Raw genomic sequence first — 22,142 nt, forward strand, 5'->3', positions numbered from 1 at the left:
CAGGTTCTGCTCAGGATTCCGGTGCCGGAAGCCACGCCGGGTCAAACCGGATCCGACGCGGCGGCAGCGGCGAAAGGCGGCGTAGCTGGTCCAGCCGCGGAAGCGAAAGCCGAGTGCCTTGGCGCACGATAAGCCCCTCGCGTTCCATCAGCCGCATCGTGCGATTGACGTGCACGCTGGTCAGGCCGAGCACGTCGCCTAGCTGCTCCTGGGTGAGCGGCATCTCGAACGTCCCGTCAGTCACCGCGCCGATTTTGGAGAGGCGATCGTGAAGATCGAGGATCAGGCGTGCCAGCCGCTCGCGTGCCGATGATTTGCCGACCGACGCCACCACGTCCATTAGCGCGATGCGCTCAACCTGCACCGCCATCAGGAACAGCGACGGCAGTCTCGGATGCGCGACGAACAGTTCCCGCAGCCGGTCCAGCGACACTTCGGCCACGAGGCATTCGGTGAGCGCCGTCAGCGTGTCGGCTGCCGTCTCCAGCGCCATGCTCGGCGTGCCCATGATGTCACCGGCAATATGGATTTTGACGATCTGTCGCAGCCCGTGTTGGAGTCGGATCGACGAGGCCGCCCAGCCCTGCAGGATAACGTAGATGCTGCTGACGGCCGCTGAATCGCGCCGGATGATCGCGTTGCGTCGATACCGGACGGCGCCTTCGCCGAACGTCCGCAGCACCTCGGCCTCGCGCGGCGTCAAGGTCGCCATCTCTGCAAAGCGCGTGATTGGATAATCCTGCATTGGCCGGTGCTTCCCCCGCATCGGCGATGTGTCACGGCCTGATCTGCCTGCCATCGCCGTTGGACGACAACGCACGACCCGCGTTGCCACCGAACTATCTAACGACGATATTCCGACAGACAAGCCATTCTAATGTAATGACTTCTTCCCGGTCATGCGGCTTCATGGCCGTGTGCTGCACGTCGCGGAACGACATGCAGTACCGCAACGATCGCAGCACCGACGACGAGGCCTACCACCGCAGCACCGCCTGCACTGACGAGCCAGGCGAGCACGCCACCACCCCAGCCGACCGCGCGCCCGACCGCGCTGCTGACATGTTCGACCGCATGCGGCAGCGTATCGAGGCCGAACACTTCGAGCGAATGGAGGAGAATGCCGCCGCCGACCCACACCATCGCCGCCACACCGATATGCGAGAGCGCCTGGAGCAGCACCGGCATGCCCCGCACCAGTCCGCGACCGATCAGGGCGGGAAGGCGCGACGGGCGCCCGCTGAGACGAAGCCCGATATCGTCCATCTTCACGATGACGGCGACGACGCCATAGAGACCGATCGTGATGACAACGGCAACCGCCGCCAGCGCGCCGGCCCGAGTCCACAAGCCGAGCGACGAGAGCTGCGAAAGCGCGATCCCCATGATTTCGGCCGAAAGGATGAGATCGGTTCGAATCGCACCCTTGACCTGCCTCGCCTCCAGTTCGGCAGGGCTTTCGATTGTCGCCGCCGCATCTGCGGCGTGTGTCCCGAGAAGCGCCTCGATAATCTTTTCCGCGGCTTCGTAGCAGAGATAGCTGCCACCGATCATCAGCAGCGGCGTGATGGCCCAGGGCGCGATGCTGCTGAGCAGCAGGGCGACGGGAAGAATGATGAGCAGCTTGTTCCGAAGCGAGCCCAGCATGATCTTCCAGATGATCGGCAGTTCGCGCTCGGGTGAAAGCCCGACGACATAGCGCGGCGTCACAGCCGCGTCGTCGATCAGCACGCCGGTCGCCTTGCCGCTCGCGCGGCCTGCCGCGGCCGCCACGTCATCCAGCGTGCTGCCGGCCAACTTAGCGATCGCCGCCACATCGTCCAGCAGCGCAATCAGACCACCCGCCATAACCCCCTGCCCCTCTTCCAGTTTCGGCTGTTCGCCAGACCACACAGCCTTTGCAATCGGCCTCGCCAGAATGGTCAATGCTGCGGCGCAGCATCGATCGCGCCATGCCCGCGACCGGCGCCGCCGTTGTTCTTTGTCAGATGCGTTCGCCCGTCAGGCGCTGGCAAACCATGTCGAGTTGGTCGAGCGTCGAATAGGAGACAGCGATCGTGCCGCCCTTTGCCGCATGGGCGATCCGGACGTTAAGGCCCAGCACGTCGCCCAGATGCCGCTCGAGCGCGGCGAGATCGGCGTCGCGGCTCGCATCGGGCGCGTGATCGGTCGACCGCTGCTTCGCCGCGGCAGGCTTCACCGTGCGCGCAAGACGCTCGGTATCCCGCACCGACAGGCCCTTGGCGACGACTTCATGCGCCAGCTTCTCCGGGTCGGGCGCGCCGATCAGCGCGCGGGCGTGGCCCATTTCGAGCTTGCGCTCGACGACCATCTCCCGAACCGCCACCGGCAGATCGAGAAGGCGAAGCAGATTGGCGACATGGCTTCTAGATTTGTGGACGAGCCGACCCAGCGCCTCTTGCGTATGGCCGAAATCCTTGATCAGCCGGGCATAGCCTTCCGCCTCTTCGACGGCGTTCAGATCCTGGCGCTGGATATTCTCGATGAGCGCGACTTCGAGCGTCTCGGCGTCGGACAACTCACGAACAATGACCGGCACCTCGTGCAGGCGTGCCCGCTGCGCCGCGCGCCAGCGTCGCTCACCCGCGACGATCTGGAAGCTATGCCCGTGCGGCCGCACGAAGATCGGCTGGATCAGCCCGCGAGCGCGAATCGAATCGGCGAGATCGTTCAGCGCCTCTTCGTCGAAATGCCGACGTGGCTGATTCGGGTCGGGCATGAGCGAGCTGACCGGGAGCATGCGAACGCCCGGTCCCCCCTTGGAATCACCGGTGACCGGCTCTTCGGCGACATTGTCGCCGAGCAAGGCGGACAGACCCCGGCCAAGGCCAGGGCGCGCTTTGCGCGCAGCGGGAGCAGGATCGTTCATGCGGCTTTCTTGAGCTGTGGAAGGCGATCGATGACTTCACGGGCAAGCGAGATATAGGCTTCGGACCCCGCGCAACGATAATCGTAGATCAGCGCGGGCATGCCGTGGCTCGGCGCTTCGGAAAGGCGAACATTGCGCGGGATGACGGTGTCGAACACCACCCCACCGAGCACGGCGCGCACGTCATCGGCCACCTGATCGGTCAGCCGGTTGCGCCGATCATACATGGTCAGCGCCACGCCCAGAATCGAAAGCCCGGGATTGAAGCGAGTGCGGATGCGCTCGACCGTGTTGAGCAGCTGGCTGAGCCCTTCCAGCGCAAAAAATTCGCACTGGAGCGGCACCAGCAGCGCATGCGCCGCGACCATCGCGTTGACGGTGAGCAAGCCCAGCGAAGGCGGACAATCGACCAGGATCACGTCCCAGCGTTCGGCCTTGTGCCGCTCGATCGCGCTGTCCAATCGGTGAGTCCGGCCATCGAATTCGATCAACTCGATCTCGGCACCAGACAGGTCCTGCGTCGCGGGCACGATGTCGAGCCCCGGCACGTGCGTCGGCACCGCGACATCTTCGAGATTGGTTTCGCCGACGAGCAGGTCATAGCTGGAAAATTCGCGATCCGCGCGGGAGATGCCCAGCCCGGTCGATGCATTGCCCTGCGGGTCGAAATCGATCAGCAGCACCCGCATGCCGGTGGCGGCAAGCGCTGTTCCCACGTTGATGGCGGTCGTGGTCTTACCCACCCCACCCTTTTGATTGGCGATCGTGATGGTGATCATCTGGCGCCTATCCGCGTTGCGACCACGATTCCCGAATCCGGGTGCGTGATACTGGGTTCCACGTGAAACGAACCTTGCCATTTCGCGCGCGCGGCATCCACCTCCGATTGCACGCTTTGGCCCTTTGGCAGCAACCAGACTGTGGATGAATCGGCGCAGTGCGCCGCCGCCGCGAAAAGTGCAGGCAGTGCCGCCACCGCGCGGGCGGAAATGACCGCCGCCACGCCCGCAGGCCGATAGGATTCAACACGGCAATGCGCGACGGTCACGCGGCTGGACAAGTCGAGAGCCTCTGCTGTCTCGCGCAGGAACGCGACGCGCTTGGCACGGGGTTCGACGAGCACGACCGGCCGGTCGGTGAGGATCGCGACGACCAGGCCCGGCAGCCCCGCCCCACTGCCAATGTCGATCCAGACCGCATTGTCTGCACCCGAAGCCAGGGGCACGAGCTGCGCCGAATCGACGAGATGCCTCGCCCACAGCGTGTCGAGCGTCGATTGTGCGATCAGATTCTGATTGAGCGATTCGGTCTTCAGGATCGCCGCAAACGCGTCGAGCGATGTTTCACGTGAAACACCATAGCGCTCCCGTACCCAAGCTCGGGCTTCATCCTCGGTCATGCCCGCCGCCTTGCGTGAAGCAGGATTGCGGACAGCGCCGCTGGCGTGATCCCGCGAATACGCGACGCGGCACCCAACGTCTCCGGCCTCGCCGCACTCAACCGTTCGATCATCTCGTTCGACAAACCGTGGATCGCTGCATAGTCGATCTCCGCGCTAAGACGCGCGGACTCGCTTGCGCGAAGCTGCGCGACATCGGCTTCCTGCCGCTCTAGATAGGGCGCGTAACGTGCGTCCTCGAGAACCTCTTCCAGCATGTCGACGCTGACAGCCGGAACGTCATCGATCACGTGCGACAGTTCGACTACCGGAAAGCGTAGCCATTCATAGGCGGAACGGCGCGCACCATCCTGCCCCACCTGCGCCCCCCGCTGCGCCAGTTCGGTTGAAGATCGTTCGACCGCGAGCGCGGCAATGATTGCATCGCGCTGCTGCGCGCGCTGGCGAAACCGCTCGCGCCGGGCCTGGCCGATCAGGCCAAGCGCCTCGCCGATCGGCCCCAGCCGCGTCTCGGCATTGTCGGCGCGGAGTCGCAATCGGAACTCCGCGCGCGCGGTGAGCATGCGATAGGGTTCGGTCACCCCTTGAAGCACCAAGTCGTCGATCATCACGCCAAGATAGGAAGTCGCACGATCGAGGATCAGCGGTTCGATGTCGAGCGCGAGCGCCGCGGCATTGGCACCGGCGACGAGCCCCTGCCCCCCTGCTTCCTCATAGCCCGTCGTACCGTTGATCTGTCCGGCGAAGAACAGCCCAGGTAGCGCCCCCACGCCCAGCGATCGCTCAAGCGCACGCGCATCGATATAGTCATATTCGACGGCATAGCCGGGCATGGTGATCGTCGCCGCTTCCAGCCCCGGGATGGATGCGATCATCGCCTGCTGAACATCGACGGGCAACGAGGTCGAAAGGCCGTTAGGGTAGATCCAATGATGGTCGAGCGCTTCGGGCTCGAGGAATACCTGGTGACCGTCGCGATCACCGAAACGGTGAACCTTGTCCTCGATCGACGGGCAATAGCGCGGTCCCTGTGCCCCGATCGCACCTGTGAACAGCGGTGACCGATCGAGCCCCGAGCGGATCGCATCATGTGTCGCAAGCGTCGTTCGCGTGACCGCGCAGTGGAGCTGCGGCAATGGACGTGCCGCCGTCATCGGCGACATCGTCCAGGGTTCGTCGTCGGACGGCTGCTTGGTCGTGCGGGACCAATCGATCGTGCGGCCGTCCAGCCGGGGTGGCGTCCCCGTCTTCAGTCGGCTCATCGGCAGCGCCAACGCTCTCAGCTGGTGAGCGAGCGGAAGCGACGCCGCTTCGTCGATGCGCCCGCCCTCGAGCCGCTCCTCGCCCCGATAGAGGCGGCCGCCGAGGAAGGTACCGGTCGCAAGCACCACCGCCGGCGCGCCAAGCTCGGTTCCGTTACGCAACCGAACACCGGCAATCGCGTCGCCCCGGATGATCAGCGATTCGGCTTCGCCACCGACCAGCGTCAGCCCCGGCTGCCCGTGCAGCATTGCCTGGATCGCAGCCGCATAGCGACCTCGATCGGCCTGGACGCGAGGCCCCTGCACCGCCGTGCCCTTCGAGCGGTTGAGCATCCGGTAATGAATGCCCGCTGCGTCGGCAGCCTTCGCCATCAGACCATCGAACGCGTCGATCTCACGAACGAGATGGCCCTTGCCCAAACCGCCGATCGCCGGGTTGCACGACATCGCGCCGAGCTTGGTCAGATCAAAGCTGACCAACGCGGTGCGCGCGCCGCGACGGGCGGCGGCTGCGGCGGCCTCCGTCCCGGCATGCCCACCGCCGATCACGATCACATCGTACTGCATGGCGCTGCTAAACGGCTTTAGCGCGCGCTTGTCCAGCGCTGTGGCGCCGCAGCTGCCAATGTTCCACGTGGAACATGCCTATTTACCGATGCAGAAACGGCCGAACAGCGAATCGAGCACGTCTTCGATGCCGGCGCGCCCGGTGATTGCATCCACCGCGCGCCGCGCGCTGCGAACCTCCTCGGCGAACAGCAGCGAATCATCCAACATGCTTGCACGTCGCAGCGCAGCGGCCGCGGCGTTGCCGAGGTCACGCTGCCGCTGGTTCAGCCCAACCAGATCGACCGGCGGCAGCATTTCCGACGCGAGCTCCCCCATCCGCTCCCAAAGCGAATCGAGCCCGACGCCCGTCACCGCCGATACCGCAAGTCGACCGCACTCGACCGTCGCGCCCGCCGGCAAACGGTCTACCCGGGACTTGAGCCAGATCACCGCCGGATGCTCCGGCGGCCCGTCCTCCCCGAGCCAAAGCAGGATGTCCGCTTCGTCGATCGCCACGCGCGCCCGGTCGACGCCGATCGCCTCGATCACGTCGTCAGTATCCGATACGAGACCCGCCGTGTCGGTCAGCACCCAGGCAATGCCGCCTCGCGTGACCGGCACCTCGATCCGGTCGCGCGTCGTGCCAGCGATCGCGGAGACGATCGCCGCATCGCGCTCCGCCATTGCGTTGAGCAGCGTCGATTTGCCCGCGTTCGGCGGACCAGCGAGCACAACCCGCAAGCCATCGCGCAGCCGCTCGACCGGCGGGCGCGCCGCATGTTCGGCAATGTCATCCGCCAACACCGCCGCTTGCGCTCGCAACGCCGGCAACGGCTCCTCCGTGCCGACATCGTCTTCATCACCATGATCGAGCACGGCTTCGATCCAGGCAGCGATCGACACGAGTCGCTCGGTCCATGATTCGGCGAGCCGGCGGACCGCGCCACCTGCCGATCGGATCGCCACGCGCCGCTGGCTCTCGGTCTCCGCCATCAGCAGGTCGCCAAGCCCCTCCGCCTCGCTGAGGTCGAGCCGCCCGTTGAGAAGCGCCCGCCGGGTGAACTCGCCGGGTTCAGCCATACGCAGGCCCGGCATCGCGGCGAGTACCGCCTCGACCGCGCCAACGATCGCACGGCCGCCATGAAGATGCAGCTCGACCAGGTCTTCGCCCGTCGCGCTACCCGGCCCGGGGAAGCACAGAATCAGCGCCTGATCGAGCACTTCGCTGTCCCGCGGTCGCCTGAGCGTCCGAACCGCCGCGCGGCGCGGTGCCGGCAGATCGCCGCACATCTGTTGCAGCGCAGCAAAAGCCTGCTCACCGCTGATCCGTATTACCGCGATCGCCGCGGGCAACGCGCCGCTCGACAGCGCAAAGATCGTGTTCACGCTCGATCAGCTTCCCGGCTTCTTGGTCGCCGCGTCGAACATGCCGCGCCAGAAATTCATGCCCGCCTCGCCCATCGGCGCCCAGCTGCGCATCATTGCCTCGAACCCTTCGGGGGTGCCCTGCGCCTCAATCGCCTGAACCATCAGCTGGACATAGCGATCGTGCACCGGGGTCAGATCGGGCAACCCCATCGCCCGGCGCGCCTCTTCGGGCGTGCATTCCACCTCGACATTGATCTTCATAGAAACCTTTCCGCGCTTGAGCGCATGGTTGGCCAGCTGCTAGGCACGCTGCATGTATGCGCGCGACCACCGTCCGATCGCAACGCCCATCGGCCGGCCGCGGCATAAACCCGGCGCGACCACCCTTTTCTTTTCGTTCGCAGCGCGTTGCCGCGCATCCCGTCGATGGGGTGGCGCGTACACGCCTGATTGAAACCCCTGCCCTGCCCTTCGCCGCTCGATCCCGAGCCTCAACCCGCTGGAGACATTGCACGCCATGAGCACCATGACCATCGACGCCCTCGACGAAAGCGGCAGCTTCGCCGCCTATGTTTCTCGTCCCGAAGGCCCGCCCCGCGCAGCGATCATCGTCATCCAGGAGATTTTCGGGGTGAACGCCGGCATTCGCGGGAAATGCGATAGTTGGGCCAGCCAGGGGTATCTCGCCGTTGCGCCCGATCTTTTCTGGCGGCTGAAGCCGGGCATCGAACTCGATCCCGATGTGCCTGAGCAGTTCCAGCAGGCGCTCGACTGGATGGGCAAGTTCGATCAGACGAGCGGCGTTGCCGACATCGAATCGACCATCCAGGCGATCCGCGCCGAGCTGGGCGGCGGCAAGGTTGGGCTGGTCGGTTATTGCCTCGGCGGTCGACTGGCGTTCATGGCGGCGGCGCGAACCGATATCGACGCCAGCGTCGGCTATTATGGTGTGGGCATCGACAATCTCCTCGGCGAGAAGCACGCAATCGCCCGCCCCGTCCTGCTGCACATCGCCGGCGCCGACCACTTCGTCACGCCCGACATCCAAGCCAAGATGCACGAGGGACTGGACGACCATCCGCAGGTGACGCTGGTCGACTATCCCGGCGAAGATCATGGTTTCGCGACCGAAAGCGGCAAGCGCCGCTCGGAGGCCGCTGCGCAGCGCGCCGATCAGCGTACCGCCGAATTCTTCGCCGAGCATCTCGGCTGAGCCAGGCCGGGGCGAGCGCGCCGCATCCGGCCGCCGCCCCGACCAAGATTGTCAGAACAGGCTTGTGAGGCCGGCGGTTTCGGCCGTGCCCACCCAGCCTTCGTAGATCATCTTGAAAGCCACGAACACGATCACGGCCAGCCCGATATAGGCGATCCAGCGATAGCGATCGATCAGCTTGGCGATCAGATTGGCGGCCAGCCCCATCAGCGCGACCGACAGGATCAGCCCGACCACCAGGATGCCGGGATGCTCGCGCGCGGCACCGGCGACCGCGAGCACATTGTCCAGGCTCATCGAAACATCGGCCACCGCCACGGCCCAGGCGGCTGCGGCGAAGCTGCGTGCCGGACGCAGCCCGGAATGTTCGTCACCGAGGATCTCGTCGGACCCCGCACTCTCGCCGCCGTGGCGAATCTCGCGCCAGAATTTCCAGCTGACCCACAGCAGCAACAGGCCACCGGCAAAGATCAGGCCGACAATCCCCATCAGCCAGCTGACGATCAGCGCAAAGGCGATTCGCAGCACCAGCGCCGCGCTGATGCCGATCAGGATGACCTTGCGCCGCTCCGCCGCGGGTAGCCCAGCGGCAAGCGCTCCGACGACAATGGCGTTGTCGCCGGCCAACACCAGATCGATCATCAGCACCGATCCGAAGGCCGCCAGCGCAGCAGGATCGCCCAGATTCGAGAAATCGGCGACGATGTGCTGCCAGATATCGAGTGGCGAGCCGATTCCGGCAGCGGCCGCGGAGAGTAACGAGAAGTCGATCATGTATCAGCCCTAGCGCCCGGATCGGGCATCGCAAAGACTACGCGGCCAGCGCCGGCGCGTTCCGATGCGTCCCCCATAAAAAGGGGACCGGGTTTGCGCCCGGCCCCCATGTCGATCAGGCGGACGACACGCCTTACTGGTTCATCGAATCAAAGAAGTCCTCGTTGGTCTTCGAATCCTTCATCTTGTCGAGCAGGAATTCCATCGCGTCGACGGTGCCCATCTGCATCAGGATGCGGCGCAGCACCCACATCTTGGTGAGCTTGGCCTTTTCGACCAGCAGCTCTTCCTTGCGGGTGCCCGACTTGCCGACGTCGAGCGCCGGGAAGATGCGCTTGTCCGCCACCTTGCGGTCGAGGACGATTTCCGAGTTGCCGGTGCCCTTGAACTCTTCGAAGATCACTTCGTCCATGCGGCTGCCGGTATCGATCAGCGCGGTGGCGATGATCGAAAGCGAACCGCCTTCCTCGATGTTGCGCGCGGCGCCGAAGAAGCGCTTCGGACGCTGCAGTGCGTTGGCGTCGACACCGCCGGTCAGCACCTTGCCCGAGCTCGGCACCACAGTGTTGTAGGCGCGGCCGAGGCGGGTGATCGAGTCGAGCAGGATCACCACGTCCTTCTTGTGCTCGACCAGGCGCTTGGCCTTTTCGATCACCATTTCGGCGACCTGCACGTGGCGCGTGGCCGGCTCGTCGAAGGTCGAGCTGATCACTTCGCCCTTCACCGAACGCTGCATGTCGGTGACTTCTTCCGGGCGCTCGTCGATAAGCAGCACGATCAGGAAGACTTCGGGATGGTTGTCGGTGATTGCCTTGGCGATGTTCTGCAAGAGCACCGTCTTGCCGACCCGCGGCGGCGCGACGATCAGCGCACGCTGGCCCTTGCCCTGCGGTGCGACGATGTCGATCACGCGCGCCGACTTGTCTTTGACGGTCGGGTCGAGCGTGTCGAGGCGCAGCTTCTGTTCGGGATAGAGCGGCGTTAAGTTGTCAAAGTTCACACGGTGACGCACTGCATCGGGGTCGTCGAAATTGACCTTCACGAGCTTGGTCAGTGCGAAATAGCGTTCGCCGTCCTTCGGCCCACGGATCTCGCCTTCCACCGTGTCGCCGGTGCGCAGGCCGAACTTCCTGACCTGATTGGGGCTGACATAGATGTCGTCGGGGCCGGCGAGATAGTTCGCCTCGGGCGAACGAAGGAAGCCGAAGCCGTCGGGCAGCACTTCGATCGTGCCTTCGCCCATGATCTGGTCACCCTGTTCGGCCTGGGCCTTGAGGATGGCGAAGAGCAGGTCCTGCTTGCGCAGCGTCGACGCGCTCTCGACGCCCAGTGCTTCGGCCATCGTGACCAGTTCGGCAGGGGCGGTTTTCTTGAGGTCCTTGAGATGCATGGAAGGTCCGGAAATTTTAGGGGGAGAGCGTCGATCGGCGGAATGTTGCGCGCGGGAGTCGATGCTTGAAGGAAGGATGCACCGGGGCTCGGTGCACACCTCCGGAGTTAGGTAGCCCTATCCTTCAAGTCAACTGCGATTCGGCGCAGCCACGCGCCCGCCGGCCGTGACAATCGTTCACAGGCCAGAATCTCAATCGTCGAGCCGGCGGCAGCGGCCGGCCGCGCGCTCAGAACGGCCGGACCACCGCGAGGATGACGATGATGACGAGCGCCAGCGCCGGCACCTCGTTGAGCAGCCGCAGCGTGCGGCTGGCGATCGGCGCCTGCCCTCGCGCCAGCTTCTTGCCATAGCCCACCGCCCAGCCATGATAGCCGCTGAGCAGCACGACGAGGAGCAGCTTGGCGTGGAGCCAGCCAAGGCCCGCCTGACCGTCGAACAGCCCGATATTGGCCGAAAGCGCCAGCCCGAGCAGCCAGACGGCGATCAGCGAGGGCGAAAGGATCATCCGGCGCAGCATCGTCTCGCGCTTTGCCCAGGCCGCCGCCTCGGGCGTGCCCAGCGCCTCCTGATGATGGATCAGATAGCGGGGGAACAGGAACAGGCCGGCCATCCAGAACACCATGAAGATGATGTGGAACGCCTTCACCCACAGATAGGCACTGCCGAGCCAGCCGATCATGCCGCGCTCTCCCCTCGGATACGGGCCAACAGCTGCTCGACATGCGCGATCGGCGTGTCCTGCAGGATGCCATGCCCCAGATTGAAGACGTGCGGCCGCGCCGGGAAGGCTGCGATAATCCGATCGATCGCGCTGTCGAGCACCTCGCCGCCGGTGATCAGCGCCAGCGGATCGAGATTGCCCTGCACCGGCATGCCTTCGGGCAGCACTGAATCCGCCCAGACAGGATCGACCGTCTCGTCGAGGCCGATCGCATCGACGCTGGTTTCGCGGGCATAGGCGGCAAGCTTGCCCCCTGCCCCCTTCGGAAAGCCGATCACGGGCACCAGATCGCGCACCGCTGCTGCGATCCGGGCATTGGGGGCGATCACCCAGCGTTCGAACTGCGCGGGGCTCAGACTGCCGGCCCAGCTGTCGAACAGCTGCACCGCCTCCACGCCGGCCTCGGCCTGCGCGCGCAGATAGGCGATCGTCTGGTCGGCGATGCGATCGATCAGCGCCTGCATCAACCCCGGATCACGATAGGCGAGACGCCGCGCCTCGGCCTGTTCGCGGCTGCCCTGGCCGGCGATCATATAGGTCGCGACGGTCCAGGGGCTGCCGGCAAAGCCCAGGAAGGTGGTTGCGGGGTCCAGTGCCGCCTTCACGCGCCGAATCGTGCCGTAGATGGGCTCCAGCACGCCAGGATCGGCGGTAAATCCGTCGAGCACCTCACGCGCGTCGACCACCGGGGCCAGGCGCGGGCCTTCGCCGGTTTCGAACCACAGCTTTTGGCCGAGCGCCATCGGCACGACGAGGATGTCGGAAAACAGGATCGCGCCGTCCATGCCGAAGCGGCGGATCGGTTGCAGCGTGATCTCGGCCGCGGCGTCGGAATCCATTGCGAGTGCCAGGAATCCGCCCTTTTCCGCCCGAAGCGCGCGGTATTCGGGCAGGTATCGGCCCGCCTGACGCATCAGCCAGATCGGCGGTTTCGGTTGGCGCGTGCCGGTCAGCGTCGCGAGCAGCGGTTTTGAGGGCGTTCCAGACAGGGGCCGAGTCCTACTCACAATAAGAAAAGAGAATCTAAGGTTTGTTGGAGTCTGTTGGCGCGTTGATAGCGTGGCTTATGCCGTCCTCCGCTGATTGCCAACAATTTGACTCTGCGCGGCCCCCCGATTCAACGCGATTCGGAATCGATATCCACATTACCCACAGCTGTTGAAGCGCGTTGGACGGGCCGGGGATGACGCTGTGGACGACTCATCCGGATGAGTCCTGGGTTGCGGATGCTTGGCCCTGCCCTCGGGTTGCGCTAGCGATGATTCATGGCGTTATGCACAGCCCTGTCCCCAGCCTGATGCGACTGCACCTTCATCTGCTGTCGGATTCCACCGGCGAGACGCTGGAAAACATCGCCAAGGCGGCGCTGGCGCAGTTCGACGATGTCGAACCGCTGCGCCATTTCTGGCCGATGGTGCGCAGCGAGGCGCATCTCGAACGCATCCTTCAGGAAATCGCGCAAAATCCGGGGCTGGTGATCTTCACGCTGGTCAACAGCGCGATCCGCCGGACGCTGGAGACGCGATGCCGCGCGATGGGCCTGCCGGCGATCGCGCCGCTCGATCAGGTCAGCCACGCACTGTCGAACCTGCTCGGCCAGGAGGCAAAGGCCCGGCCGGGGCGGCAGCACACGCTGGACGCCGCCTATTTCGCGCGCGTCGATGCGATCCAGTTCACCATCGCGCATGACGACGGCATCGGCTGGGAGGATTGGGAGGAAAGCGACATCCTGCTTGCCGGTGTGTCGCGTTCGTCGAAGACGCCGACCTCGATCTATCTCGCCAATCGCGGCTACAAGGTGTCGAACATCCCGATCGTGGTCGAATCCCCGCCGCCGGCCAAACTGTTCCAGCTCAAGCGGCCGCTGATCGTGGGGCTGACGACCAGTGCCGACCGGCTGGTGCAGATCCGCCGCAACCGGCTGCTCTCGCTCAACCAGGCGACCGAGACCGACTATGTCGACCAGGAGGCGGTGCAGCGCGAGATCGCCTTTGCCCGGCGGATGTTCGCCGACAATGGCTGGCCGGTGATCGACGTCACCCGCCGCTCGATCGAGGAAACCGCGGCCGCGATCATCCAGCTGTGCAACGACCGCGCAATGGAGCGCCGATAACCATGCCGACCCTTGTTCTCGCCTCCCAGAGCGCATCGCGCCGGGCGATGCTCGACGCAGCGGGCGTGGCGCATGAGGCGCTGCCGGCGCTGGTCGACGAAGCGAGCGCCAAGGAATCGCTGCTCGCCGCCGGCACCACCCCGCGCGACCTTGCCGATGCGCTGGCCGAGCTCAAGGCGCTCAAGGTCTCGCGCATGGCCCCGCAGGCGCTGGTGCTGGGCGGCGATTCGCTCGTCGCGCTCGACGATGGCGGCCTGCTCGACAAGCCCGAGAGCCGCGAACAGGCGCGCGACCACCTCCAACGCATGTCGGGCAAGACGCACGACATCTACAGCGCGGCAGTGATCGCCGAGGGCGGTCGGCCGGTGTGGCGTCATGTCGATCGTGCGCGGCTGCACGTCCGGCCGCTGAGCGCGGCGTTCATCGACTCCTATCTCGACCTCGAATGGCCGGCGATCGCCGGCTGTGTCGGCTGTTTCCGCATCGAAGGGCCCGGCGTGCAGCTGTTCAGCCGCACCGACGGCAGCCATTTCACCATCCTCGGCATGCCGCTGCTGCCGATTCTCGATTATCTGCGTACCCGAGGAGTGATGCCCAAGTGACTCGCTATGCCGAGGTGATCGGCGATCCGATCGCTCATTCGAAATCGCCGATCATCCACAAATTCTGGCTCGATGCGCTGGGGATCGAAGGCGATTATCGCCGCACCCATGTGCTGGGCGGCGATCTGCCCAGCTATTTCGCCCGGGCGAAGGACGATGCCGACTGGCGGGGCTGCAACGTCACCATCCCGCACAAGCTGGCAGTGATGGAGCTGGTTGGCGATCCAGGCGGGGTGCGCAGCACGATCGGGGCGATGAACACCGTGATCCGCGGGGAGGATGGCGGCCTGATCGGCACCAATACCGACGCCGGCGGTTTCTTCTCGCCGATCGCCGGGCTGGAACTGGAAGGGCGCCACGCGGTGGTGGTCGGTGCCGGCGGCGGCGCGCGCGCGGTGCTGTTCGCGCTGTCGCGCGTGGGCATCGGCCGGGTGACGATCCTCAATCGCAACGTGCTGAAAGCGGCGGCTTTGCTCTCCAGTTTCGGGGTGAAGGGCGATGCGCTGCCGATCGGCGCGCCGCTGCCCGCCGCCGACCTGCTGGTCAACGCCAGCCCGCTTGGCATGGCCGGCCAGCCGCCGCTCGACCTGGACCTCGATCCGCTGCCCGAACATGCCGTGGTCTATGACATCGTCTATGCCCCGCTCGAGACGCCTTTGCTCGCCCAGGCGCGCGATCGGGAACTGGACACGGTGGACGGGCTCGAGATGCTGGTCGGCCAGGCCGCGCTCGCGTTCGAACTGTTCTTCGGCGCCGAGCCCCCGCGTGACCGCGACGAGGAACTGCGGGCGCTGCTCACCGCATGAGCAGGCGGCCGATCGTGCTGGGGCTCACCGGCTCGATCGGCATGGGCAAGTCGACCGTGGCGGCGATGTTCGCGGCGGACGGCGTGCCGGTGTTCGATGCCGATGCCACCGTTCACCGGCTGCAAGGTCCGAACGGCGCGGCGGTGGCGGCGATCGAGGCGGAATTTCCTTACACAACGACCGAATTGGGGGTGAATCGCACCTTGCTGCGCGAGGCGGTGATGGCCGATCCGACGGCGTTCGCGCGACTCGAGGCGATCCTCCACCCTGCGGTTGCCGATGCGCGTGAGGCGTTTCTTGCCGCGCATGGCGACGCGCCGCTGGTGGTGCTCGATGTGCCGCTGTTGTTCGAAGCGGGCGGCTGGCGGCATGTCGACAAGATCGCCGTCGTCTCCGCGCCGCTTGAGGTGCAGCGCGCCCGCGTGCTCGCGCGTCCCGGCATGACCGCCGAGCGGTTCGAGGCGATCGTCGCCCGGCAGCTGCCCGATGCCGAAAAGCGCGCCCGTGCCGACTTCGTCATTCCCACCGGCGGCGACCGTGCGGTTACAGAAGATTGCGTGCGCACGGTCATCGCTTGCCTCGCGCCGCCTGCGGGTGGATAAGCGCTCCATGCGGGAAATCGTGTTTGACACCGAAACGACGGGACTCAGCTTCTCAGGCGGCGACCGCCTCGTCGAAATCGGCTGTGTTGAACTGGTGAACCGGGTTGCCACCGGCAACCACTTCCACGTCTATATCAACCCGCAGCGGCCGATGCCGGTGGAGGCGTTCAACGTCCACGGCCTGTCCGAGCGATTCCTGTCGGACAAGCCGTTGTTCGAGGATGTGGTCGAGGATCTGCTCGAATTCATCGGTGATTCGCCGATGGTGGCGCACAATGCCGGGTTCGACTTTGGCTTCCTCAACGGCGAGCTCGGCCGCTGCGGCCGGCCGCTGGTCGATCTCAGCCGGATGGTCGACACGCTGGTGCTCGCGCGCACGCGGCATCCCGGCGCCAAGCATACGCTCGATGCGCTGTGCAGCCGCTATGGCATCGATCTCAGCGCGCGAACGCTGCACGGCGCGCTGCTCGACGCGCAGCTGCTGGCGCAGGTCTATGTCGAACTCACCGGCGGGCGGCAGATCACGCTCGGCCTCGCGCAGGATACGCCCCGGCCGGCCGACAGCCCGGTGGTGGCTTCCACCCGCGTGCAGGTCCGGCCGCCCCGTCGATTTGCTGCCAGCGCTGAGGAACTCCAGCGCCACGCAGCGTTTGTGAAGAACCTGGACGCGCCGCTATGGGGAGAGTCCGCAATTGAAACGTTGCAGGCCCATCCCTAGCTGCTCGTCCCCAATGCAAGGTGGAGGTTTGTCATGGATATCCGAATTTCGGGACATCAGGTCGAAACGGGCGATGCGCTCAAGACTCAGGTGACCGATCGCCTCCAGGGTATCGCCGACAAATATTTCTCCCGATCGATTTCCGCCCATGCGACCTTCGGCAAGGGGCCGCACGACAATGGCTTCACCTGCGACATCGTGATGCACGTGATGCAGGGGCTGGTGCTCAAGGCGACGAACAAGGGCATGGAGGCGCATGGCGCCTTCGATGGCGCGGCCGACCGGATCGACAAGCAGCTGCGACGATATACGCGGCGGCTGAAGGATCGTCAGGCGAGCGTGGTCGCGGCCTTTGCCGAGAACGCCGCCTATGACAACGGCTTCGCCAATGCCGGCTACACGCTGTTCCAGGAATCGCCCGAAGAGGAAGAGGCGGCGGAAGCGCCACTGGTCATCGCAGAAACCCGCGTCGATGTGCCCGACGCAACGGTGTCCGACGCGGTGATGATGCTCGATCTGCGGCACACCAATGCGCTGTTGTTCCGAAACAGTGGCACGGGTGCGTACAACATGGTTTATCGCCGCGGCGACGGGACGATCGGCTGGGTCGAGCCAAACCGGGCCCCGTCCTGACGGCGGTCGCAGCGAGCGCAGCTTTGGATTGACGATGACTGATTTGAGCGAACTGCTCGTCCCCGAGGCGGTGCTCGCCGGCGTGGCGGCGGGCAACAAGAAGGCGCTGTTCCAGCAGCTCGGGCTCGCCGCGGCGCAGGTCTATGGCCTCGACGCGCGCGACGTGACCGAGCGGCTGTCGGCGCGCGAGCGGCTCGGCTCGACCGGGTTCGGCGGCGGGATCGCGATCCCGCACGCCCGGATCGACCAGCTGCCGTGCGTGCAGGGCCTGTTCCTGCGGCTGGCCCAGCCGATCGATTTCGGCGCGATCGACGATTCGCCGGTCGATCTGGCGTTCATGCTGCTCTCGCCCAGCGGTGGCAGCGCCGAGCATCTCAAGGCATTGGCGTCGATCTCGCGGCTGCTTCGCGACCGCGCCTTTGCCGAAAAGCTGCGCGGGGCCGGTTCGCCCGATGCGCTCTATGCGCTGCTGATGGGTGTCGAGGCGCGTGACGCCGCCTGAACGGCCGCCCGAGCCGAGCGGGGCGGAAGCACATTTCCGCGCGCTCGAATCGCTCTATGCTGCGGCGCCGATCAACCAGTTCTTCGAATCGACGCTGACGATTCTCGAAAGCGGCGTCGCGCGAATCCAGTTCCGCATCGAACCGCGGCTGTTCCACGCCGCGGGCGCGGCGCATGGCACCAGCTATTTCAAGATGCTCGACGACGCCGCCTTTTATGCGGCGAACAGCCTCGTCACCGATCGATTCCTGCTCACTACCGGCTTCAACCTGCTGCTCACCCGGCCGCTTCAGGCGGGGCCGGTGGTCGCCGAAGGCCGGTGGATCAGCGGCCAGCGCCGTGTGTTCATCGCCGAGGCCCGGCTGATCGACGCCGATGGCGAGGAAGCTGCACGCGGCACCGGCACGTTCATGCGCTCGCGAATCGCGCTCGCCAGCCTCCCCGGCTATCGGGCGGCGTGATGCCGCGGCTGACCAGCGCGATGCTCGTCAGCGCGCTGATCCGGCGGGCGGATGCGGCCGGCGGCTCGGCGATGGTGCTGGCACGGGGCGATGCCGGTGCCGGCGCGGTGCTGATCCTCGCGCTCGAACGTGGCGGAAATCCGCGATTTCTGGAGCGGGCGATCGGGCCGGACGGCGTACCGGCACTGATGCTCAGCGGCCCTACGCAGCTCGCCGACGAGGGGGAAGCCACCGCCTATTGGCGCCGGCGGCGCGAACGCGATCCGGATCTGTGGGTCATCGAACTGGATATCGCATCGCCGGAACGGTTCGCCGCTGAAACGATAACGATTGGTTGACTTCGCGCGCGCCAGCCGCAAAACGCCACGATCAAATGTTCGCGTTGTGCCGTTCGGGGTGTGAAGCCGTCGGTTACGCAGTCGGGGGGTAGTCCGGCGATCCGATCGAACTGTCAGGGATCGTCGCACGCCAACCGCATAATTATGATGTGAAATGAAGTTTTTGCCACGGGCCGTGACCTTCGCGGCTGTGACCTTCTGCGCTGGCGCACTTGCGAATGCCGCCACGCTGAGCCTGACGCCGCTTCCCGGCGCGAACAAGGCCGATCCCGCTGTTCAGGACAAGCCTGTTCAGCAATTGAACGTTGAAGCATCCCAGCAGGTTCCCGATCTTCAGCCCGCCGTCGCTCGTCGTGACGCGGCAGCCGAGGCGAATGTCGCGACCGCCGAACCGTCGGCAGCGCCCGACTATGCAACGCTTTCCGCCGCCGTCGCTGCGCAGGAATCGGTGACCGACACCGACGCGCATGAGGATGAAGAGCTCCGCTGCCTCGCGACCGGCATCTATTTCGAAGCGCGCAGCGAACCGCTGGCCGGCCAGCTTGCCGTTGCCGAGGTGATTCTGAACCGCACCGCATCGGGCCGCTTTCCGCAGTCGGTGTGCTCGGTGATTACGCAGCGTGGCCAGTTCTCGTTCGTGCGGGAGGGCAAGCTGCCCAAGGCGCCGAACAACGCCAATTGGCGCCGCGCGATGGCGGTTGCCCAGGTGGCTCGCAAGAATCTGTGGGAAAGCCCCGCCGGCGACGCGCTGTACTTCCACGCCCGCTATGTCCGCCAGAATTGGGGCCGGGCGCGCGTGGCGACGGTCGGCAACCACATCTTCTATCGCTGATCGATCCCATTCAGGGGCCGAAATGAAAGACCGCCGACCCCCGTCGGCGGCCTTTTCTTTGTTCTCACAATGTTCTATTCTGAGGCGATGACCGGGTCTGTATCACCGATTGTCGGCAATGCCGACGACGCGATCGTCACTGCCGATGTCGTGCGCGGCGTCAGCCGCATGCTGCTTCGCCATGATTGCGTGGCGTTGCCGGAAGTCCCGCTGGAGGGCGGGCGCCGGGCCGACCTGATGGCGCTGGACGCACGCGGCAACATCGTGATCGTCGAGATCAAGGTTTCGCGCAGCGACTTGCTCGGCGACGCCAAGTGGATGGACTATCTCGCCCATTGCGATCGCTTCTTCTGGGCGGTGCCACAGGGATTCGATCTTCGCCCGTTCGACCAGCCCGGTTTCCTGCCCGGCCGAGCGGGGCTGATCGTCGCCGATCGCTATGACGCTGCCGTCGCGCGCGAAGCGACGACCGCGCCGCTCGCCAGTGCGGCGCGGCGCAAGGTGACGCTCGCCTTTGCCCGCCGCGCCGGGCGCCGGTTGCTCAGCCTGACCGACGAGGACGTCGAAAACGGCTTCTGACGCCCTCGCCCGCCCCGATCAGAGCTTGGGGCCGGCCGCGGCCGCGCGCGCCTCGATCTTGGGTGCTTCCGCCAGCATCTTGGCGATCGCCGGATAGCGCGTTTCGCGCGCGGCATATTCGCGCGCGGAAAGGCCGCTGCCATAATCGGCGCGATCGGGATCGGCGCCCTTGTCGAGCAGCGTCTTGACGATGGCGGCATCGTGCGCCTGGATCGCGCGGATCAGCGGCGTGATGCCGGCATTGTTGGCGAGATTGACGTTCGCCTTCTTGGCGAGCAGCGCGTCGACACCCGCCCCCCAGCCGCGTTCGGCCGCGAAGATCAGCGGCGTGTTGCCTTCGCGGTCCTGGATGTTGACGTTGATACCCGGCTGATTGATCAGCACCGTCAGATAGGTTGCATCGCCGCGCTTCACGACGATATGGAGCGCTGCCTCGCCAGTGCCATAGGGATCCTTGGCGTTGAGCAGCGTGAAGCTCTTGTCGCGCAGGAACTCGTTGACCTTGTTTCCGTCTTGCTTACGGATCGCATCGAGAAACTGGATGCTCTCGCGCGGCTGGCCGGTCTGGGCGATGGCGGGGAGCGGCAGAAGGAAAAGGGCCACGGCGGCGGCGCTGGCAAAGCGGATGGTCATTGCGTGATCGATACCCTGGTTACTGGCTGGGCCTGCTGGCGATCCTCTAACAGAACATGGCGGGCGATACCATGAAGAGCGTGTTTCCGGTTTTGACTCTGTGCGTCGCATTGGCGACGGCCGGCTGCGGCCCGGCGGCGCCCGGCGAAGCGCCGCTGGCGGGGGCACGGATCGGCGGACCGTTCGCGCTGACCAACCAGGACGGCAAGACGGTTCGTGACACCGATTTCGCCGGCAAGTACCGGATCGTCTATTTCGGCTACACCTATTGCCCCGATGTCTGCCCCACCGACATGGCGAAGATCGGCCAGGCGATGCGCCAGCTCGACCGCGAGGCGCCGGCAACCGCCGACAAGATCGTGCCCATCTTCATCTCGATCGACCCCGAGCGCGACAAGCCGGCCCAGCTCAAGAGCTTTGTCGGCAATTTCTATCCGCGACTGGTGGGCCTGACCGGCAGCGTCGATGCGATCAAGACCGTCGCGCGCAACTATGCCGTCGCGTTCAACAAGCAGCCGACGCCGTCGGGCTATCTGATGGGGCACACCGCGGTCGCCTATCTGATGGGACCGGAGGGCAAGCCGATCACCAGCCTGCCGCTCGAGAAGGATTCGGCGGCGGTCGCCGACGAACTGAAGCGCTGGGTCCGGTGAGCGATCGATTCTGGGAAGACGTGCCGCTCGAACGGCTCGATCGCGCCCAATGGGAGGCGCTGTGCGACGGTTGCGGCAAATGCTGCCTGCACAAGCTGGAGGATGATGAAACCGGCGAGCTCTATGCCACCAACGTCGCCTGCCGGCTGCTCGATCGCACGATGGGCCGCTGCATGGATTACAAGCATCGCCACGCCTATGTCAGCGAGTGCGTCCGCCTGAGCATGCGCAACGTGACGACGATCGACTGGCTGCCGACGACCTGTGCCTATCGGCTGCGCGCGGCGGGCGAGCCGCTGCCCCAATGGCATTATCTGGTGAGCGGCGATCCCGAGGCGGTTCACCGCGCCGGCGAATCGACGCGCGGCTGGACCGTTTCCGAGGATGATGCCGGCGATCTAGAGAACCACATGGTGGATCGCCGGCTTTGACGCCGGAGGTGGAGGTTGTCCGCCACGCCCGCGCCCGGCGGATGCGGCTGGCGATCGATCCGCGTGACGGCCGGGTGAGACTCACGCTGCCGCCGCGCGCGTCGCTGGCCAAGGCGATGCAATGGGTGGCCGAACAGGCCGACTGGATCGAGGCGCAGCGCGCCGCGCTGCCCGTCGCGCGGCCGTTCGAACCCGGCGCGCGGATTCCGCTGAGCGGCGCGGAACTGACGATCGTCTGGCCGGCGCCGGCCGTGCGAACCGTTCGCCGCGAGGGCGATGCGCTGCTGTGCGGCGGGCCGCGCGAAGGCTTGGGACGTCGCGTTGAACGATGGCTACGTACCGAGGCGCTGCGCGTGCTGAGCGCCGAAACGGCGGACTATGCGGCGCTGGCGGGGGTATCGGTCTCGCGCGTATCGGTGGGCGATCCGCGCGGCCGATGGGGCAGCTGCGCCAGTTCGGGCGCGATCCGCTATAGCTGGCGGCTGATTCTGGCGCCAGCCGAGGTCCGCCGGGCAACCGTCGCGCACGAAGTGGCGCACCGCCTCCACATGAATCACGGCGCCGATTTTCACCGGCTGGTCGAGCGGCTCTATGGCGCCGATCCTGCGCCGATGCGGGCATGGCTGCGCCGCCACGGCACGGCGTTGCACTGGATCGGCCGCGACTCCTGA

Annotated in this window: 28 protein-coding genes; 15 read left to right on the forward strand and 13 right to left on the reverse strand. The window is 65.9% G+C overall.

Annotated features, from left to right (window positions below; translation table 11 throughout):
- Nucleotides 1-10 precede the first annotated feature (10 nt).
- The 8 genes from ACX40Y_RS03465 to ACX40Y_RS03500 form a co-directional block, all read right to left on the reverse strand.
- Nucleotides 11-712, reverse strand: a complete 702-nt coding sequence (locus ACX40Y_RS03465) for a Crp/Fnr family transcriptional regulator (protein WP_459118135.1) — start codon at nucleotides 710-712, stop codon at nucleotides 11-13.
- A 185-nt stretch (nucleotides 713-897) separates the two neighbouring features.
- A complete protein-coding gene (locus tag ACX40Y_RS03470; protein WP_459118392.1) occupies nucleotides 898-1,848 on the reverse strand; it encodes a DUF808 domain-containing protein in 951 nt (316 codons plus the stop codon).
- Between the two features lie 136 nt (nucleotides 1,849-1,984).
- Nucleotides 1,985-2,890 (reverse strand): ParB/RepB/Spo0J family partition protein, encoded by a 906-nt coding sequence (locus ACX40Y_RS03475; RefSeq protein WP_459118136.1) that lies wholly within the window; start codon nucleotides 2,888-2,890, stop codon nucleotides 1,985-1,987.
- Entirely contained in the window at nucleotides 2,887-3,669 is a 783-nt protein-coding gene (locus ACX40Y_RS03480) for a ParA family protein (protein WP_459118137.1), read from the reverse strand. The genes ACX40Y_RS03475 and ACX40Y_RS03480 overlap by 4 nt, the downstream gene beginning before the upstream one ends.
- Nucleotides 3,666-4,289, reverse strand: a complete 624-nt coding sequence (gene rsmG / locus ACX40Y_RS03485; protein ID WP_459118138.1) for a 16S rRNA (guanine(527)-N(7))-methyltransferase RsmG — start codon at nucleotides 4,287-4,289, stop codon at nucleotides 3,666-3,668. The genes ACX40Y_RS03480 and rsmG overlap by 4 nt, the downstream gene beginning before the upstream one ends.
- Entirely contained in the window at nucleotides 4,286-6,118 is a 1,833-nt protein-coding gene (gene mnmG, locus ACX40Y_RS03490) for a tRNA uridine-5-carboxymethylaminomethyl(34) synthesis enzyme MnmG (protein ID WP_459118139.1), read from the reverse strand. The genes rsmG and mnmG overlap by 4 nt, the downstream gene beginning before the upstream one ends.
- Before the next feature lie 78 nt (nucleotides 6,119-6,196).
- On the reverse strand, nucleotides 6,197-7,486 hold the full coding sequence (gene mnmE / locus ACX40Y_RS03495) for a tRNA uridine-5-carboxymethylaminomethyl(34) synthesis GTPase MnmE (RefSeq protein WP_459118140.1): 1,290 nt from the start codon (nucleotides 7,484-7,486) through the stop codon (nucleotides 6,197-6,199).
- Between the two features lie 6 nt (nucleotides 7,487-7,492).
- On the reverse strand, nucleotides 7,493-7,729 hold the full coding sequence (locus ACX40Y_RS03500) for a DUF6489 family protein (RefSeq protein ID WP_459118141.1): 237 nt from the start codon (nucleotides 7,727-7,729) through the stop codon (nucleotides 7,493-7,495).
- A 256-nt stretch (nucleotides 7,730-7,985) separates the two neighbouring features.
- Between ACX40Y_RS03500 and ACX40Y_RS03505 the strand changes: the two genes are divergently transcribed.
- The gene (locus tag ACX40Y_RS03505) at nucleotides 7,986-8,681 is read left to right on the forward strand and encodes a dienelactone hydrolase family protein (RefSeq protein WP_459118142.1); all 696 of its coding nucleotides are present in this window, start codon (nucleotides 7,986-7,988) and stop codon (nucleotides 8,679-8,681) included.
- 51 nt (nucleotides 8,682-8,732) lie between these two features.
- Here the strand turns inward: ACX40Y_RS03505 and ACX40Y_RS03510 are convergent, their stop codons facing one another.
- From ACX40Y_RS03510 to hemE, 4 genes are all read right to left on the reverse strand, one after another.
- On the reverse strand, nucleotides 8,733-9,455 hold the full coding sequence (locus tag ACX40Y_RS03510; RefSeq protein ID WP_459118143.1) for a YjbE family putative metal transport protein: 723 nt from the start codon (nucleotides 9,453-9,455) through the stop codon (nucleotides 8,733-8,735).
- 133 nt (nucleotides 9,456-9,588) lie between these two features.
- Complete coding sequence (rho, locus tag ACX40Y_RS03515; protein WP_010542711.1) at nucleotides 9,589-10,845, reverse strand: transcription termination factor Rho; 1,257 nt, start codon at nucleotides 10,843-10,845, stop codon at nucleotides 9,589-9,591.
- A gap of 229 nt (nucleotides 10,846-11,074) precedes the next feature.
- Nucleotides 11,075-11,527 (reverse strand): CopD family protein, encoded by a 453-nt coding sequence (locus tag ACX40Y_RS03520; protein WP_459118144.1) that lies wholly within the window; start codon nucleotides 11,525-11,527, stop codon nucleotides 11,075-11,077.
- The gene (hemE, locus tag ACX40Y_RS03525; protein WP_459118393.1) at nucleotides 11,524-12,558 is read right to left on the reverse strand and encodes a uroporphyrinogen decarboxylase; all 1,035 of its coding nucleotides are present in this window, start codon (nucleotides 12,556-12,558) and stop codon (nucleotides 11,524-11,526) included. Before hemE ends, ACX40Y_RS03520 begins: the two co-directional genes overlap by 4 nt.
- A 308-nt stretch (nucleotides 12,559-12,866) precedes the next feature.
- On the opposite strand from hemE, the gene ACX40Y_RS03530 reads away from it, so the two are divergent.
- The 11 genes from ACX40Y_RS03530 to ACX40Y_RS03580 all read left to right on the forward strand — a co-directional run bounded on the left by ACX40Y_RS03530 (nucleotide 12,867) and on the right by ACX40Y_RS03580 (nucleotide 19,754).
- Nucleotides 12,867-13,682 (forward strand): pyruvate, water dikinase regulatory protein, encoded by an 816-nt coding sequence (locus ACX40Y_RS03530; protein WP_459118145.1) that lies wholly within the window; start codon nucleotides 12,867-12,869, stop codon nucleotides 13,680-13,682.
- Between the two features lie 2 nt (nucleotides 13,683-13,684).
- Nucleotides 13,685-14,284, forward strand: coding sequence for a Maf family protein (locus ACX40Y_RS03535; protein WP_459118146.1), 600 nt, complete (start codon nucleotides 13,685-13,687; stop codon nucleotides 14,282-14,284).
- Complete coding sequence (aroE, locus tag ACX40Y_RS03540; protein WP_459118147.1) at nucleotides 14,281-15,090, forward strand: shikimate dehydrogenase; 810 nt, start codon at nucleotides 14,281-14,283, stop codon at nucleotides 15,088-15,090. The genes ACX40Y_RS03535 and aroE overlap by 4 nt, the downstream gene beginning before the upstream one ends.
- Nucleotides 15,087-15,692, forward strand: coding sequence for a dephospho-CoA kinase (gene coaE, locus ACX40Y_RS03545; protein ID WP_459118148.1), 606 nt, complete (start codon nucleotides 15,087-15,089; stop codon nucleotides 15,690-15,692). Before aroE ends, coaE begins: the two co-directional genes overlap by 4 nt.
- A 7-nt stretch (nucleotides 15,693-15,699) precedes the next feature.
- The gene (dnaQ, locus tag ACX40Y_RS03550; RefSeq protein ID WP_459118149.1) at nucleotides 15,700-16,410 is read left to right on the forward strand and encodes a DNA polymerase III subunit epsilon; all 711 of its coding nucleotides are present in this window, start codon (nucleotides 15,700-15,702) and stop codon (nucleotides 16,408-16,410) included.
- A 33-nt stretch (nucleotides 16,411-16,443) separates the two neighbouring features.
- Nucleotides 16,444-17,043 (forward strand): ribosome hibernation-promoting factor, HPF/YfiA family, encoded by a 600-nt coding sequence (gene hpf, locus ACX40Y_RS03555; protein WP_459118150.1) that lies wholly within the window; start codon nucleotides 16,444-16,446, stop codon nucleotides 17,041-17,043.
- A gap of 34 nt (nucleotides 17,044-17,077) precedes the next feature.
- A complete protein-coding gene (locus ACX40Y_RS03560) occupies nucleotides 17,078-17,545 on the forward strand; it encodes a PTS sugar transporter subunit IIA (RefSeq protein WP_459118151.1) in 468 nt (155 codons plus the stop codon).
- The gene (locus tag ACX40Y_RS03565) at nucleotides 17,532-18,005 is read left to right on the forward strand and encodes a PaaI family thioesterase (protein ID WP_459118152.1); all 474 of its coding nucleotides are present in this window, start codon (nucleotides 17,532-17,534) and stop codon (nucleotides 18,003-18,005) included. The genes ACX40Y_RS03560 and ACX40Y_RS03565 overlap by 14 nt, the downstream gene beginning before the upstream one ends.
- Complete coding sequence (locus ACX40Y_RS03570) at nucleotides 18,005-18,343, forward strand: DUF1491 family protein (protein WP_459118153.1); 339 nt, start codon at nucleotides 18,005-18,007, stop codon at nucleotides 18,341-18,343. Before ACX40Y_RS03565 ends, ACX40Y_RS03570 begins: the two co-directional genes overlap by 1 nt.
- Nucleotides 18,344-18,518: 175 nt before the next feature.
- A complete protein-coding gene (locus ACX40Y_RS03575; protein WP_459118154.1) occupies nucleotides 18,519-19,175 on the forward strand; it encodes a cell wall hydrolase in 657 nt (218 codons plus the stop codon).
- A gap of 87 nt (nucleotides 19,176-19,262) precedes the next feature.
- Complete coding sequence (locus ACX40Y_RS03580) at nucleotides 19,263-19,754, forward strand: MmcB family DNA repair protein (protein WP_459118155.1); 492 nt, start codon at nucleotides 19,263-19,265, stop codon at nucleotides 19,752-19,754.
- A gap of 18 nt (nucleotides 19,755-19,772) precedes the next feature.
- Here the strand turns inward: ACX40Y_RS03580 and ACX40Y_RS03585 are convergent, their stop codons facing one another.
- Entirely contained in the window at nucleotides 19,773-20,387 is a 615-nt protein-coding gene (locus tag ACX40Y_RS03585) for an ankyrin repeat domain-containing protein (protein ID WP_459118156.1), read from the reverse strand.
- Nucleotides 20,388-20,458: 71 nt separating this feature from the next.
- Between ACX40Y_RS03585 and ACX40Y_RS03590 the strand changes: the two genes are divergently transcribed.
- Genes ACX40Y_RS03590 through ACX40Y_RS03600 form a run of 3 tightly spaced genes read left to right on the forward strand, consistent with a single transcriptional unit; the run spans nucleotide 20,459 to nucleotide 22,142 of the window.
- Nucleotides 20,459-21,040, forward strand: a complete 582-nt coding sequence (locus tag ACX40Y_RS03590) for an SCO family protein (RefSeq protein WP_459118157.1) — start codon at nucleotides 20,459-20,461, stop codon at nucleotides 21,038-21,040.
- On the forward strand, nucleotides 21,037-21,471 hold the full coding sequence (locus tag ACX40Y_RS03595; protein WP_459118158.1) for a YcgN family cysteine cluster protein: 435 nt from the start codon (nucleotides 21,037-21,039) through the stop codon (nucleotides 21,469-21,471). Before ACX40Y_RS03590 ends, ACX40Y_RS03595 begins: the two co-directional genes overlap by 4 nt.
- A complete protein-coding gene (locus tag ACX40Y_RS03600; RefSeq protein ID WP_459118159.1) occupies nucleotides 21,468-22,142 on the forward strand; it encodes a M48 family metallopeptidase in 675 nt (224 codons plus the stop codon). The genes ACX40Y_RS03595 and ACX40Y_RS03600 overlap by 4 nt, the downstream gene beginning before the upstream one ends.

The sequence above is a fragment of the Sphingomonas sp. RS6 genome (assembly GCF_054489705.1).

Coding starts and splice junctions, on each gene's coding strand:
- ACX40Y_RS03560 (WP_459118151.1), top strand. CDS start 17,078: ATGACTGATTTGAGCGAACTGCTCGTCCCCGAGGCGGTGCTCGCCGGC.
- ACX40Y_RS03530 (WP_459118145.1), top strand. CDS start 12,867: ATGCGACTGCACCTTCATCTGCTGTCGGATTCCACCGGCGAGACGCTG.
- ACX40Y_RS03480 (WP_459118137.1), bottom strand. CDS start 3,669: ATGATCACCATCACGATCGCCAATCAAAAGGGTGGGGTGGGTAAGACC.
- dnaQ (WP_459118149.1), top strand. CDS start 15,700: ATGCGGGAAATCGTGTTTGACACCGAAACGACGGGACTCAGCTTCTCA.
- ACX40Y_RS03535 (WP_459118146.1), top strand. CDS start 13,685: ATGCCGACCCTTGTTCTCGCCTCCCAGAGCGCATCGCGCCGGGCGATG.
- coaE (WP_459118148.1), top strand. CDS start 15,087: ATGAGCAGGCGGCCGATCGTGCTGGGGCTCACCGGCTCGATCGGCATG.
- ACX40Y_RS03505 (WP_459118142.1), top strand. CDS start 7,986: ATGAGCACCATGACCATCGACGCCCTCGACGAAAGCGGCAGCTTCGCC.
- ACX40Y_RS03500 (WP_459118141.1), bottom strand. CDS start 7,729: ATGAAGATCAATGTCGAGGTGGAATGCACGCCCGAAGAGGCGCGCCGG.
- ACX40Y_RS03590 (WP_459118157.1), top strand. CDS start 20,459: ATGAAGAGCGTGTTTCCGGTTTTGACTCTGTGCGTCGCATTGGCGACG.
- ACX40Y_RS03475 (WP_459118136.1), bottom strand. CDS start 2,890: ATGAACGATCCTGCTCCCGCTGCGCGCAAAGCGCGCCCTGGCCTTGGC.
- ACX40Y_RS03510 (WP_459118143.1), bottom strand. CDS start 9,455: ATGATCGACTTCTCGTTACTCTCCGCGGCCGCTGCCGGAATCGGCTCG.
- ACX40Y_RS03570 (WP_459118153.1), top strand. CDS start 18,005: ATGCCGCGGCTGACCAGCGCGATGCTCGTCAGCGCGCTGATCCGGCGG.
- rho (WP_010542711.1), bottom strand. CDS start 10,845: ATGCATCTCAAGGACCTCAAGAAAACCGCCCCTGCCGAACTGGTCACG.
- ACX40Y_RS03580 (WP_459118155.1), top strand. CDS start 19,263: ATGACCGGGTCTGTATCACCGATTGTCGGCAATGCCGACGACGCGATC.
- ACX40Y_RS03585 (WP_459118156.1), bottom strand. CDS start 20,387: ATGACCATCCGCTTTGCCAGCGCCGCCGCCGTGGCCCTTTTCCTTCTG.
- ACX40Y_RS03520 (WP_459118144.1), bottom strand. CDS start 11,527: ATGATCGGCTGGCTCGGCAGTGCCTATCTGTGGGTGAAGGCGTTCCAC.
- mnmG (WP_459118139.1), bottom strand. CDS start 6,118: ATGCAGTACGATGTGATCGTGATCGGCGGTGGGCATGCCGGGACGGAG.
- rsmG (WP_459118138.1), bottom strand. CDS start 4,289: ATGACCGAGGATGAAGCCCGAGCTTGGGTACGGGAGCGCTATGGTGTT.
- ACX40Y_RS03470 (WP_459118392.1), bottom strand. CDS start 1,848: ATGGCGGGTGGTCTGATTGCGCTGCTGGACGATGTGGCGGCGATCGCT.
- ACX40Y_RS03465 (WP_459118135.1), bottom strand. CDS start 712: ATGGCGACCTTGACGCCGCGCGAGGCCGAGGTGCTGCGGACGTTCGGC.
- hpf (WP_459118150.1), top strand. CDS start 16,444: ATGGATATCCGAATTTCGGGACATCAGGTCGAAACGGGCGATGCGCTC.